The organism is Scytonema sp. PRP1 (assembly GCF_036697665.2).
In the GTDB taxonomy this organism is placed as follows: domain Bacteria; phylum Cyanobacteriota; class Cyanobacteriia; order Cyanobacteriales; family Nostocaceae; genus Kalymmatonema; species Kalymmatonema gypsitolerans.
In genome coordinates this window covers 67,547-81,027 of record NZ_JBAHYJ020000012.1, presented here as the reverse complement: position 1 = coordinate 81,027, position 13,481 = coordinate 67,547, and the positions used below count along the sequence as shown (strand labels likewise).

General features: G+C 41.2%; 15 protein-coding genes. 13 read left to right on the top strand and 2 right to left on the bottom strand.

What is annotated here, in order from left to right:
• Positions 1 to 107: 107 nt before the first annotated feature.
• A complete protein-coding gene (gene cas12k, locus V5G28_RS01610; RefSeq protein WP_442994196.1) occupies positions 108 to 1,655 on the bottom strand; it encodes a type V CRISPR-associated protein Cas12k in 1,548 nt (515 codons plus the stop codon).
• Positions 1,656 to 1,794: 139 nt separating this feature from the next.
• Entirely contained in the window at positions 1,795 to 2,061 is a 267-nt protein-coding gene (locus V5G28_RS36545; RefSeq protein WP_442994195.1) for a hypothetical protein, read from the bottom strand.
• Between the two features lie 69 nt (positions 2,062 to 2,130).
• On the opposite strand from V5G28_RS36545, the gene V5G28_RS01605 reads away from it, so the two are divergent.
• The 13 genes from V5G28_RS01605 to V5G28_RS01545 all read left to right on the top strand — a co-directional run bounded on the left by V5G28_RS01605 (position 2,131) and on the right by V5G28_RS01545 (position 13,461).
• Positions 2,131 to 2,559 (top strand): MerR family transcriptional regulator, encoded by a 429-nt coding sequence (locus V5G28_RS01605; RefSeq protein ID WP_332992403.1) that lies wholly within the window; start codon positions 2,131 to 2,133, stop codon positions 2,557 to 2,559.
• Positions 2,560 to 2,613: 54 nt separating this feature from the next.
• Positions 2,614 to 3,261 (top strand): CHAT domain-containing protein, encoded by a 648-nt coding sequence (locus tag V5G28_RS01600; protein WP_336229457.1) that lies wholly within the window; start codon positions 2,614 to 2,616, stop codon positions 3,259 to 3,261.
• Between the two features lie 37 nt (positions 3,262 to 3,298).
• Positions 3,299 to 4,081: an AAA-like domain-containing protein gene (locus V5G28_RS01595; RefSeq protein WP_336229455.1), complete on the top strand. Its 783-nt coding sequence runs from the start codon at positions 3,299 to 3,301 to the stop codon at positions 4,079 to 4,081.
• On the top strand, positions 4,051 to 4,242 hold the full coding sequence (locus V5G28_RS01590; protein WP_336229454.1) for an AAA-like domain-containing protein: 192 nt from the start codon (positions 4,051 to 4,053) through the stop codon (positions 4,240 to 4,242). The genes V5G28_RS01595 and V5G28_RS01590 overlap by 31 nt, the downstream gene beginning before the upstream one ends.
• A 3-nt stretch (positions 4,243 to 4,245) precedes the next feature.
• Positions 4,246 to 4,377: a hypothetical protein gene (locus V5G28_RS01585; protein WP_336229452.1), complete on the top strand. Its 132-nt coding sequence runs from the start codon at positions 4,246 to 4,248 to the stop codon at positions 4,375 to 4,377.
• 189 nt (positions 4,378 to 4,566) lie between these two features.
• Complete coding sequence (locus tag V5G28_RS01580) at positions 4,567 to 5,277, top strand: AAA-like domain-containing protein (RefSeq protein ID WP_336229451.1); 711 nt, start codon at positions 4,567 to 4,569, stop codon at positions 5,275 to 5,277.
• Between the two features lie 131 nt (positions 5,278 to 5,408).
• On the top strand, positions 5,409 to 6,728 hold the full coding sequence (locus V5G28_RS01575; RefSeq protein WP_336229449.1) for a GUN4 domain-containing protein: 1,320 nt from the start codon (positions 5,409 to 5,411) through the stop codon (positions 6,726 to 6,728).
• Positions 6,729 to 7,111: 383 nt separating this feature from the next.
• The gene (locus V5G28_RS01570; RefSeq protein ID WP_332992389.1) at positions 7,112 to 7,831 is read left to right on the top strand and encodes a DUF433 domain-containing protein; all 720 of its coding nucleotides are present in this window, start codon (positions 7,112 to 7,114) and stop codon (positions 7,829 to 7,831) included.
• A 38-nt stretch (positions 7,832 to 7,869) separates the two neighbouring features.
• Positions 7,870 to 8,262, top strand: a complete 393-nt coding sequence (locus V5G28_RS01565; RefSeq protein ID WP_332992387.1) for a hypothetical protein — start codon at positions 7,870 to 7,872, stop codon at positions 8,260 to 8,262.
• A 136-nt stretch (positions 8,263 to 8,398) separates the two neighbouring features.
• Positions 8,399 to 11,125 (top strand): type I restriction endonuclease subunit R, encoded by a 2,727-nt coding sequence (locus V5G28_RS01560; RefSeq protein WP_332992385.1) that lies wholly within the window; start codon positions 8,399 to 8,401, stop codon positions 11,123 to 11,125.
• Positions 11,125 to 12,705 carry a restriction endonuclease subunit S gene (locus V5G28_RS01555; RefSeq protein ID WP_332992383.1) on the top strand — a complete coding sequence of 527 codons (1,581 nt, stop codon included), beginning with the start codon at positions 11,125 to 11,127 and terminating at the stop codon, positions 12,703 to 12,705. Before V5G28_RS01560 ends, V5G28_RS01555 begins: the two co-directional genes overlap by 1 nt.
• Positions 12,705 to 13,280, top strand: coding sequence for a zeta toxin family protein (locus tag V5G28_RS01550; RefSeq protein WP_332992381.1), 576 nt, complete (start codon positions 12,705 to 12,707; stop codon positions 13,278 to 13,280). The genes V5G28_RS01555 and V5G28_RS01550 overlap by 1 nt, the downstream gene beginning before the upstream one ends.
• Entirely contained in the window at positions 13,273 to 13,461 is a 189-nt protein-coding gene (locus tag V5G28_RS01545) for a hypothetical protein (protein ID WP_332992379.1), read from the top strand. The genes V5G28_RS01550 and V5G28_RS01545 overlap by 8 nt, the downstream gene beginning before the upstream one ends.
• Positions 13,462 to 13,481: the final 20 nt, after the last annotated feature.

Genomic DNA, 13,481 nt, shown 5'->3' with positions numbered 1-13,481 from the left:
AAAAGGTATACGATGATGATAACATTAACATTTTTTTTTGTTTACAAACCACCACCAACATTAACGATAGGTGCAGATGATTTTGCGAGATTTGTAAGCAGTAAATGCTAGTTCTTTGGCTTTATCTCTTGCGGACTTCCTCGGATAGGTTGTTTACTTTCCTCTATCGCAATTCCAGCTTTTGCGGCTTGACTTTCTATGTTCTCAATTAGTCTGCCATAGCTCCACTGATTTATGCTGCGGCGATACTGTTTGGCATACTTTTTCTGAGCTTCGATAGATTCAGGGCATTTTTCCTCTGCTTTTGCCTGAATTTCGCTATTAACTTGCTCGCGCATATCGCCCAACTTAGGAAGGACAATACTGCCAGCCGAGTAAGTTTGGGCGATCGCCACAATTTCTTTAGCCAATAATCTATCGATATACTGTCCTAATTCTGAGTCGCCAAATTGGTTTGGTGCGGCAAGCTGTTGGGCGATTTGGCGTTGGTGGGATAAAGAACGCTTTTGCTTTTGCTGTCGGTTTAAAAGTTTGTAATTGTCACCTAATAGCTGTTTAATACTGCGGTAGGTAAGGACTTTACCTGTTGTGGCATCGACTACGGCTACTGTTGCAGGTTTCTCTAAACCGAGGCTTACACCTACAAGAACGTGAGATTGACCTTTGTGTAAAGGTTTGCTGGGACGAGGGAAAGGGTTGTTAATTCTGGCTAGCGTAGAGTTTTTTCGCTTTATATGGGCTAGCTGTTTCTCATTTAGGTCGCCTTTCTCTTTTGTTTTGGTGATAGTTTTGGCAATTTCTTCTGCTTTTTCTTGTCTAACCAGTTCTGTTCCTTCATCTGTCCAGAGGCGGGTATCTAGAGAACAGTAGAGAGTCAAGCGGTGAATGTTCCAAGGTGCGTCTGTCGCCGCGCTACCGCGATCGCCTTTACCTTCCCCTTCGAGCCAAGCAATGCGTCCGCTACGGAGAGTGAATAAGCTGCTAGAGTGTTGGTTTTTACTTTCATGCTTAATTTGTTGGTCTTCTAGAAAGCGTTGAAACCAGTGCAGATAACGTTGGTCGCAGTAAACTTCAAATGTATGCTCGCTCAATCCATTGAATTTTACACAGATACGCCCTTTGTGGTTTTTAAACCAAGTCATGTCTTCGTTGGTTTCGTAAGCAACTGGAAATGGCACAGAACGTGATTGCCTTAAAAGACTGTCTTGCCAAGATTTTGCTTGTGCTTCACTGTTAGGAACTTGATGAGTAGCTACGAAGAGAGTTTCTAACCACTTGGTATCAGTTAAATCTCGACCTTTGGGAATTCGAGCTTCTAGCTGTTCTCTTTTGCGTTCAATCTGAATTTCAATCTTGCGGCGACGTTGAGCAAATTTTTCAGGGTCTTCTTCTTTATCACTAACTTTGCAGCCATTTTTGAGCAAAAAACTAATAGCGCAACGAGTTAAGTTGTCTTCTGTATCGCGGTAAGCCTGAAATAAAGTTGCAGATAAACTGCGATTATTGTCTGAATTTTGAGATTTTCTGGTCTTTTTGCCTGTGTTACCTTTTTTCTGCTTAGCTTGCACTGGAGCAGACTGTGGACTAAATTGAGCCAAGATTTCATTAGCTTTTATACGAAGGCTGTCTAAAGTCACACCACTGGCTTCTACCAATTGTTCATCACTTCTGAGTATTTCTAGCCAGCGAGTTTTCCCTTCGAGTTGGTACTGCGTTAGCGAAGCTTTGCCGAAGGTATCGCTTCATCAACGCAAACCAAGATTTGTAAATGTAATTGACTGTCGCGAGCCTCTTTCAGAGGAGCTTCGCTAACGCACTTGCATAAAACCGTGCTGGTTGACTGATGAAACGAGGGTCAGTTTTCAAAGGTTGGCACAATTCTTTGACAATACCAGTCGGGTGTTTACCCTTTTGTCGCCAAGTCTCAAACTCTGGGTGTTGAGCCACCTTGAGCAACAGTTCGTTAATCAGTGGCGTGTTTTTCTCTGCCATTAGCTTCCATAGCTGTTGGCGGGTAGATTCAGTTGCTACTAAAGGACACTGAATAGTAATCTGGCTCATACGTTTACTAACACATATGTTTAATAATAACATAATTGTGCAATTAATTGCTGTGCCTACAATGATTTCATGCAAGAAACGTTTTTTACGAGTAAACAAGCGGCTGAAATCACAGGTTGCACCCTCCGTCAGCTCCAGTACTGGCGTGAAAAGGGTGTCGTTGTTCCTGTTATTGGTGAGACGGGAACAGGACGTAGTATTTATTACTCAAAGCCAAATTTAATGGAACTGGCAGCAATGTTATATTTTTTGTCGATGGGATTGAGTTTTGATATTGCCAGTACTACGCTAAAAACATTGAAAGACAAGGAACCGGAGTTATTTGACTCTGGTAAAGGTAGTCGGTGGATGCTACTTTTGAACGGGCATAAGCGATCGCTTTCTCTTGTAGCGTATGACCGAAAACAGGCGATCGCATCTCTAGATGAAGGTAAACCTGTGATTCCGGTGTGGCTAGACGTGATTTATCAGCAGTTGATGAATAAGTTGGCTGTTTAATCTGACATAATTTTGAGGAACTGCGGTATCAATCTATAAAAATGCACGTTTCTAATGAGTACTAATAATCAAGCTCGAAAGATCCTTCTGTTATCAGCCAATCCTAAGGGTACCAGTCAGCTTCGCCTGGGTGAGGAGATGCGCGAAATTAAGGAGGGATTGAAACGAGCAAAGAAGCGTGATGATTATTCAATAGATAGAGCAGAAGCAGTACAATACAGAGATATACACAGAGCTATTCTGGAGTACGAACCACATATAATTCACTTTTCTGGACATGGTTCTGGAGAAGATGGATTGGTATTTGAAGATGAAACGGGTCAAATAAAGTTAGTTGATGCAGAAGCTTTGGCGGGATTGTTTCAACTATTCGCTCACCAAGTAGAGTGTGTTGTCCTTAATGCTTGTTATTCAGAGTATCAGGCAAGGGCGATCGCACAACACATTAATTATGTGATGGGTATGAGTCAGGCAATTGGAGATAAAGCAGCAATTGAATTTGCTGTGGGTTTTTATGATGCTATCGGAGCAGATCATAATTATGAGTTTGCTTATAAACTTGGTTGTAGTGTGATTCGCATGGCAGGTTTAGCACAAGAGTTAATACCTCAACTTATCCCTAAGAATAATTTCTCGCTCAACTTTTCCCCAAAGGAATCATCTGGAAATTCGTCAGCAGAATCGATAAATCATATATATTGAACGACCACCGATTGAAGAAAAATGCTTTGATGCGATTTTGCAACCTGGTGCGCTGATTCGTCTTAAAGCACCGCAGAAGATGGGAAAAACATTGCTGTTGGAGAAATTGCTCGACTATGCGAGACAGCAGGGTTATCAAACAGCGAAATTAGATTTGAAACTAGCTGATAGTTCTACCATTGCTGACTTAAAGACCTTCTTGCAGTGGTTGTGTGTTAATGTTTCTGACAGTTTGGAACTGGAGGCTAAGTTGGATGAATACTGGCAAGATAGTACCGGACTGAATAAAAGCTGTACTCGCTACTTTCAAAAATATTTATTATTAGTAATTGATAGTCCTGTTGTTCTTGCCATAGATAATTTTGAACGGCTGTTTAAATGTGAAAACATTTTCTCCGAATTTTGCTTACTTCTACGGAGTTGGTATGAAACTGCCAAACAAGGAGACAAAATGGGTAATGTTTGGAAAAAAATTAGGTTAGTGGTCGTTAATTCGACTGAAACTTATCCATCTTTGGATACCAATCATTCACCGTTTAATGTTGGATTAGCCATTGAATTACCTGAATTTAACCTTTCTCAGGTAAGAACTCTTGCCAAGCAGTATGAATTAGATGGACAGTTGGGAGAAGATGCTTTAAATCAACTAATGGGATTGCTAGGAGGACATCCATATTTGGTACAAGAGACGTTGGAGAATCTCAAAAGTCAGCAAATAACTCTAGAGCAACTTTTGAGACTTGCGCCAACCGAAGAAGGAATTTTTAGCGACCATCTGAGAGAGCAACTATGGAATGTTTACAAGATAATTCTCAGTTAGAAGAAGCTTATAAAAAAGTGGTGATGGCAAATGAACCTGTGCAACTTAATCCGAAAATTACATTTAAGCTGCACAGTCTGGGGTTAGTGAAAATTATTCGTAATGATTGCGTTCCCAGTTGCGATTTATATCGTCAGTACTTCTTAGCGCGTTTGGGGTAAGCTATGGTTGAGGAACCAAAGACCGAATATTACTTTTCCGGTACCTTGCCTGAAGAAGTCACCACATACGTCACGCGAGAAGCTGATAGCGAATTGTATGAAGCACTCAAGAAGGGAAATTTTGTTATGTGCTGAACTCCAGACAAAGTGGAAAGTCCAGCTTGCGAGTCCGAACCATGCGCCGATTACGAGAGTCTGGCGTAGAATGTGCAGCTATTGACCTTTCTGCTGGAGTATTCAAAATGTTCCACCAGAACAATGGTATGCAGATTTGATTGATACGCTGATTGATTGTTTTGAATTGGATGTAGAATTTGGGGATTGGTGGTACAAGAATCAATTAAACTCACTTTGCCGCGATTTCGGAAGTTTCTTGAAGAGATACTGCTTGCTGAGATTAAAGAAAATATTGTCATTTTTATTGATGAGATTGATAGTGTTCTCAGCCTCAATTTCCCCACAGACGACTTCTTTGCATTTATCCGTGCCTGTTACAATCAGCGTGTTGATAATCCTGAATATAATCGCCTCAGCTTTTGTTTGTTGGGAGTCGCATCACCAAGCAATTTGATTTCAGATAAGAAGCGCACCCCGTTTAATATTGGGAAAGCTATCTCTCTCAAAGGATTTCAACTGCACGAAGTCGAACCGTTAGAGAAGGGGTTGCACGGAAAGTTTTGTGATTCTCAAGCAGTGATGAAAGAAATCTTACACTGGACGGGAGGACAACCGTTTCTGACGCAAAAGCTGTGTCAGTTTATGGTGGAAGAGTCGGAGAAAGAAAATTCCCGGACTGTTGAACAGGTTGTGCGATCGCGCATCATTGAAAATTGGGAATCCCAAGATGAACCAGAACATCTGCGAACGATTCGAGATAGAATTCTCCGGGATGAACAACGCGCATCTTATTTGTTGGAATTGTATCAGCAAATCCGGTGTTCAGAGGAGCAATCTGAAATTACAGCAGATGATACTCAAGAGCAAAGCGAATTACAGCTTTCAGGATTAGTCGTTAGGAACAAAATAAAAAGTTAAGAGTTTATAACCCAATTTATAAAGAAATTTTTGAGCAAAATTGGATTGAAACTCAATTAAGAAATTTACGTCCATATTCTGAGAATTTTAAGTTTTGGGTAGCTTCTGGGGGAACTGATGACTCCCGACTGTTGCGCGGAAAAGCATTACAGGATGCTTTGGAATGGTCAAAAGATAAAAGTTTAAGTTATCAGGATAGGCAGTTTTTAGCAGCGAGTAGACAAAAGGAAATAGAAGAAGAAATAGCTGCTCAGGAAAAAGAAGCTCAATTGGAAAGAGAGAGAAGAGATAACGAAGCAGTAAAACAAAGGGCTCAGTTACTAGCTGAAGCTAATAAGAAAACTCAACGGCTTATTCGTAACGGTATTCTTGTTATAATTTCCTCTTTATTATTTGCAGGATTCTTCGCAAAAAAGGCATATGATTTTGAACAGAAGGCAAGTCATTATAAAAAGGAAATTGAAAAAGGTCAAGAATATCTCAAACTTGGTCAAGAACTAGTTAATCTTAAAGATGACAAAATACCAAAACAAAAAAGACATGATTTTGATGAGAATCAAGAAAAATTTTCACAAGAAGGTGAACCTTTAAAAACATTAGACAATAATCTTAAGCTAGCTTTGCTAAATATGGCATTAGCTGTGGCTAATCAGGAAAAAGATTTTAGAAAAGCACAGGCGGCTTTAGAAAAAGCAGAGAATTATTTAAACAATAGTAGTATAGAAACAACAAGTAATGATAGGCAAAAATTAGAAATTCTTATCCTTGCCAAAAAAACTAGAGGAAGTTTGTCTCAAAGAAAAGATAAAAATAAAGGAAAAGAATATTATAAGGAAGCATTCAATCTTATCGATTCAAATCAAATTAATCAATTTGATAAAATAAATAAACTAAATATTATTTCAAACGAAGGTGTCAAAGCCATTCATATTAACCTTATATCTTTACTCTCAAATAGTGGTAGCGATACAAATCTCAAAAATAAGGTAAATCAATCTTTAGAAAAACTCCATAATGATGAAACAAAATACTATTACAGTGAACTAGAGAAGCAACTGGAAAAAGAAAGGTGGGAGAAAGCAGACAAGATAACAACTAAGCTCGTGTACCATATTGCTGGGGTAGAAGAAGATAAGCTTAACACAACATCTATCAAAAATCTCCAACATTTCTGTTCAAACCTCCAAAAAATTGACAAGCTTTGGGTAGAGCGCTCTAAAGGAAGTTATGGTTTCAGTGTGCAAAAGCGATGGTATGAACAGTCAAGTCATAGCGAAATCAGAACAGCCTTGGAAAAAGGAGAGCAAGTAAAAGATTACGCAACCTCAAACAGGGATATACTCTCAGCATTTATTCCTCCTGCAATAGCAGTGGGAAATCCGCCACCATATCCATATTTAGGATTGAAATACGATGAAGACAATGCTATTTTAAATGTCTGCCCATTCTAGATGGATTTAGTTCACGATGTTTCTATATTCGATCCACCTTGAAACGTTCGTATCTCTCCAAATGGAAGAGTGAAATGCCAAATTGATTCCCAGCAAACAATACGAGTTAATGCAGAACCTAAAGATAATTGGTACTATACAAGCGCTTGTGGTGGAGGCTGGATTCATAAGAGTCAAATTCAAAGCATTCGCTAGCTCAAGAGTTAAGGAGGTATGATCACTTTTATGTTAAATAACAAACAATTCGACTCCTTATTAGACTTAAGAAAAGAGGGATCGCACCACTACCACTACATTTTAGATCGCTCGGCTCGCCAGACACGGATCATAGATGTACGCTGTTGGTTATGATCAATCATGGGATATCATTAGCGTTTGCACGCATGACCACAGCTTACGAAAAACTAGATTTACGGAATATCCCCACTTACTCCATTGCTGAAGCAGCACGTTATTTGCTGATTCCGGTGGGGACATTACGTTCGTGGCTTCATGGTCGGTTTTACCCTACAGCAGAAGGTAAGCGCTTTTTTCAACCACTCATTGAGCTTCCAAATCCAGAGATACCACAGCTTTCATTTACTAATTTGGTAGAGGCTCATATACTACGAGTTATTCGTAAGGATCATCAAATTCGCTTAGACAAAGTTCGTACAGCCTTAGATTATGTTGACCGTCAATTCAATGTACCTCATCCTCTCGCTCGGATTGAGTTCCAAACAGATGGGGTTGATTTGTTTGTTGAATCGGTGGGAAAGTTAATTAGTGCTTCCCAGGACGGTCAACTGGCAATGCGTGAAGTTCTAAAGCATTTACTCAAGCGAATTGAACTAGATGAAACTGGTGTAGCGAACAAGCTTTTCCCGTTTACTAGACTGAATGAAAATTTGATGGAACAAGAATCTCCCAAGACTTTGGTGATTGACCCCAGAATATCATTTGGTCGTCCAGTCTTGGTGGGTACGGGAATTCCGACGGCTCTTTTGGCAGAAAGATATAAAGCGGGAGAATCGATTGATAATTTAGCAGATGATTACGCCTGCGATCGCCTGCAAGTTGAAGAAGCTATTCGGTGTGAATTATCTTTGTCCCAAGCAGCGTGATAAAAGCAGAGAAGCCGACTTTTTTTATTGATTGAGCCTTGGGAAAAAAATATGTAGCAGATGCACTACGTAATGCAGGTGCAAAGGTAGAAATTCATGAAGACCACTTTTCACCGGATTCACCAGATACTGAATGGCTCCCTGAAGTTAGTCAAAGAGGTTGGTTAATTCTCACCAAAGATGATGCAATTGGTCGAAATATTTTGGAGCAAGTGGCGATCGCTAGCTCGGATGCGAAAGTTTTTGTATTATCTTTGGGAAATGTGACTGGAGAAGAGATGGCAAGTATCTTTGCCCAAGCATTGGAGCAAATGGAGAACTTTGCTCAAAGTAATCAAGCACCATTTATTGCTAAAGTTTACAAGTTTGGCAAGGTTCGGGTTTGGAAAAATCACACTAAACTCCTCAAGATACTAAAGAATACTACTTGAACAGCTGCCTTCACTGGTAAAGTTTCTTTTGATACAAATACAATTGCCTTGCTCATAGTGTAGCTATACTGAAATGGATGTGATTGAAGAGTCTTGGTGACGCTTAAATATCGGGTAAGAGTATAAAAACTCAGTAATGAAACCAGAAGAACAGGCAAGGCAAAAGATTGACCAATTACTCACCGCCGCAGGTTGGATTGTCCAAGACTACAAGCAAGTTAACTTGGGCGCTTCTTTGGGAATTGCGGTGCGGGAATATCCCCTGAAATCTGGTTATGCTGATTACTTACTCTTCATCAATCGCAAAGCTGTTGGAATCATCGAAGCGAAGCCTGCGGGGTTTGCTCTCAGCGGTGTTGAAATACAATCGGATAAATATTCGTTTAACTTACCCAAAAGTCTCCCCTGTTACCAGAAACCTTTACCCTTCAACTACGAAAGCACAGGGACAGAAACATTTTTTCGAGACTCCCGTGATCCCAATTATCGCTCAAGGCGGGTGTTTACTTTCCACAAACCGGAAATACTACACCAATGGTTAGGCAAGTCTGACACCCTCAGAGGACTTTTGCAACTGTTACCCACAATTGAAACAGAAGATTTGCGAGATTGTCAAAAAGAAGCGATCGCCGGGTTATTTAATTCTCTCAAAGAAAATCGCCCGAGAGCGTTGATTCAGATGGCGACGGGTGTAGGCAAAACTTACACCGCTGTGAGTTTTATCTACTGGCTGATTAAGTTAGCTGGGGCGAAACGGGTTTTGTTTTTGGTGGATCGGAAGAATTTGGGACAGCAAACCCAGAAGGAGTTTCAGCAGTATCTTACCCCTGATGATGGGCGCAAGTTCACTGAACTCTATAACGTGCAGTTGTTAACTTCCAACACCATCGATCCAGTTAATAAGGTGTGTATCACGACGATTCAGCGTCTTTATTCTATGTTGCGGGGAGAAGCTGAATTTGAGGCGGAAAGTGAGGAAGCATCACAGTTCGATGGGGAAGAGGAAAACCAGCAACCCAAGGATGTGGTTTATAACCCGAAAATTCCCATTGAAACTTTTGATTTCATTATCACTGATGAATGTCACCGCTCGATTTACAATGTGTGGCGGCAAGTGTTGGAATATTTTGATGCTTTCATTATCGGACTGACGGCAACCCCTTCTCTGCAAACCTTTGGCTTTTTTGATCAGAATTTGGTGATGGAGTATCCCCACGAACGGGCTGTAGCAGATGGCGTGAATGTCGGGTATGAGGTTTATCGCATTCGCACCCAGATTACAGAACAGGGTAGCAACATCCAATCAGGATTTTATATTGATAGACGCGATCGCCAAACTCGTGCGATACGTTGGCAGCAGTTGGATGAAGATTTAAGCTATGTGGGGAGGGAGTTGGATCGTTCTGTCGTCGCAATTGACCAAATTCGCACGGTGATTCGCACCTTGAAACAGCGATTATTCACCGAGATATTCCCTGGCAGAACCGAAGTTCCCAAAACCCTGATTTTTGCCAAAGATGACTCCCACGCTGAAGATATTGTGCGAATTGTGCGCCAAGAATTTGGCAAAGGCAATGAGTTTTGTAAAAAAATTACCTATCGCACCACAGGGGAAAAGACAGAAGATTTAATCGCCAGTTTCCGCAACTCCTATAACCCCCGCATTGCTGTCACCGTCGATATGATTTCCACGGGGACGGATATCAAACCTCTGGAATGTCTGGTATTTATGCGGGATGTGAAATCGCGGATTTATTTTGAGCAGATGAAAGGACGGGGAACCCGCACAATTAATCCCACAGATTTTCAGGGAGTGACACCGGATGCTCAAGTTAAAGAACAATTCGTGATTGTGGATGCGGTGGGGGTGTGCGAGTCGGATAAAACAGATTCTCGACCTTTAGAGCGTAAACGCAGTGTACCTTTTGATAAATTAGTGCAAGCAGTGGCGTTGGATCAGCGAGATGAAGACACGCTGATGTCGTTAGCGGGACGCTTGGCAAGGTTAGAGAAGCAACTGAATCAAGAGGAACGCACTGAATTAAAAACCGCTGCTGGGGGCAAATCTATTCAAGATATTACCAGAGACTTACTCGATGCTGTCGATCCAGACAGGCAAATTGAACAGGCGATTCAACAGTTTCAAACCCCAACGCCTACGGAAACACAACAGCAGCAAGCGGCAGAGGTATTAATAACCCTTGCTTGTCAACCGTTTGATAATCCCCAGTTTCGTAACTTGCTCAAAGAGATTAAAAGTAATAATGAGCAGCTGATTGATACAGTTAGTCAGGATGTGGTGTTAGCAGCGGGATTTGATACCACAGCCAGGGATAAGGCAATGGGGACAGTGGAGACTTTTCGCCAGTGTCTTGAGGCGAAGAAAGATGAAATTACCGCTCTGCAAATCCTTTATAATCAGCCCTACGGACAGCGACGGTTAACCTACGAGCAGATAAAGCAGTTAGCGAATGCCTTAGAACGTCCACCGTGCAACCTGACACCAGAAAAAGTGTGGCAAGCATACGCCCAGTTGCAAGCGGATAAAGTCAGGGGTGCAGGGGTGCAAAAGCTGTTGACAGATATCATTTCTCTGGTACGCTTTGCGATGGGGGAAACGGAGACGTTAGAACCCTACTCGGTGACGGTAGAGGAGAAGTTTCAGCAGTGGTTAGCAGGAAAAGAGTTTACGTCACAGCAGGTGGGGTGGTTGGAAAAGATTAAGGAGCATATTGCCACCAGTTTGAGGATTGAGCCAGAGGATTTACAGGAAATGCCACAGGAGGCGTTTCAGGGTTATCAGTTGTTTGGAAATGATTTAATGGATATTTTGGATGAGTTGAATGAGGCGTTAGCTGCGTAATGGGTGAGGACTTGTATGAGTTGCCGAAAGGTTGGATATGGGTAAATCTAGAACAGGTAGCTAGTGTTGTAGACCCTCAACCCAGCCATCGGACTCCTCCAGAAGTTGATGGAGGTATTCCCTATGTTGGAATGGGAGATATCAATAACAGAAAAATCGATTTTGAGAAAGCAAGAAAGGTTTCCTATAAAGTTCTAGAAGAACATAGAGAACGCTATCAGCTAAAATATGGAGATTTTATTTTTGGTAAGATAGGCACTTTAGGAAAACCAGCAAAACTTACCCAACCATTTAACTACGCTCTGTCTGCAAATGTAGTGCTAATACAGCCAAATAATGCATTTTTAAATGCTAGCTTTGCTTTTACATATATGGATAGTCCGTTTATAGAGGCTATCTTACAAAAAGGAAGAAGAGCGACAACACAAGCAGCTTTTGGAATTCAAAGAATTCGTGTTTTTCCATTTCCCCTTCCTCCACTCGCTGAACAACATCGCATCGTCGCCAAAATTGAGGAACTATTTACCCAACTTGATGCAGGGGTAGAGTTACTCAAAAAAGTAAAAGCCAAATTAAAACGCTACCGTCAGACGGTGCTAAAAGCCGCAGTCGAAGGAAATTTAACCAAAGAATGGCGGGAAGCGAATCAAGGAGAATTAGAACCCGCCTCAGTGTTACTTGAACGCATGCTCAAGCAGCGACGGGAGAAGTGGGAAGCCGAACAACTGGCGAAGATGAAAGCACAAGGTAAAACTCCCAAGGATGACAGTTGGAAGCTGAAATATAAGGAAGCGTTCGCACCAGATACGTCTGATTTATGTGAGTTACCAGATGGTTGGTGTTGGGCAAAAATAGAACAATTAGGTCGTGTTCAAGGAGGACGGCAAAGAGCGCCACGCCATCATACTGGTGAACACATGAGACCATATCTGAGACCAGCTAATGTTTTTGAAAATAGAATTGATACGTCTAGTATTTTAGAAATGAATTTTACACCAGAAGAGTTTAAGATATATGAGCTTAAGTATGGTGATATTCTCTTAAATGAAGGTCAGAGTCTTGAATTAGTAGGAAGACCTGCAATATATAGGAATGAAGTACCAGGAGCCTGTTTCCAAAATACATTAGTTCGTTTTCAATCATCTGATGGGTTAATCACAGAGTTTGCGTTGTATGTGTTTTTGGCTTATCTCCACAATGGTAGATTTCAAAAAATTGCTAGATGGACTACAAATATTGCTCATTTAGGATCAACTAGATTTGCAGAGCTAGAATTTCCTCTTGCATCTATAAATGAACAGAAAGCTATTGTTACCGAAATAGAAAGAATTACATCTATCATAGAGCAAATTGAAAAAACCATAAACGCAAACCTCAAACGCGCTGAAAAACTCCGCCAAACCATCTTAAAACAAGCCTTTGAAGGCAAACTCGTACCCCAAGACCCCAACGACGAACCCGCCGAAAAACTCCTAGAACGCATCAAAGCTGAGAAAGCCAAACAGGTAACAACCAAAACCAAGAAAAAGACCAAATCTCAGCCCCAATCACCTGCACAATTAGCATTACCATTAGAATAATGCCCAACTTGTACATTATCGGCGGTGCAAACGGTTCTGGTAAAACTACCGCCGCCCTGCAAATCCTTCCCTACTTCCTAGAAGTATTTGAATATGTCAACGCCGATGAAATAGCAGCCGGACTTTCTCCTTTTAACCCGGAATCCGTAGCCAGTCAAGCCGGACGATTAATGTTAGAAAGGCTAGAAACTCTGGTGAATGCTGAAGCTGATTTTGCTTTTGAAACTACATTAGCGGCTCGTAATTTCGCCCGATTCTTGAGAGAATGTAAAATCAAAGGTTATATTATCAACTTAATTTACTTTTGGTTACAAAGTCCCGAATTAGCGATCGCACGGGTACGCAGACGGGTAGAAAGTGGCGGTCACAACATCCCTGAAGATACTATTCGCCGTCGCTACGAACGCGGAAGAAAGAACTTAATTGAATTATACTTACCCTTGTGCGATCGCTGGATTGTTTACGATAACTCTAATCGGATTTTGCAGATCATAGCTGAACGCCCTTTCAATCAAGAGCCGATAATTTATCAACCCCAACTGTGGAGCCAAATTACTACTAATACCTATGAATAAGCCAATTCCTGAGAAATTATCTAGCCAAATCAACGCAGGTGTTAAACTCGCTATTGCTAAAGCTATTGAAAGACACCGCAAATTAGGGGAATCTATTAGCATTTGGCAAGATGGTCAAGTTGTTACATTAACCGCCGAGCAAATTCCTCCTCTTGATTCAACTGTTAGTCATAGCGAATAAAATGCAATGACGGTTAAACT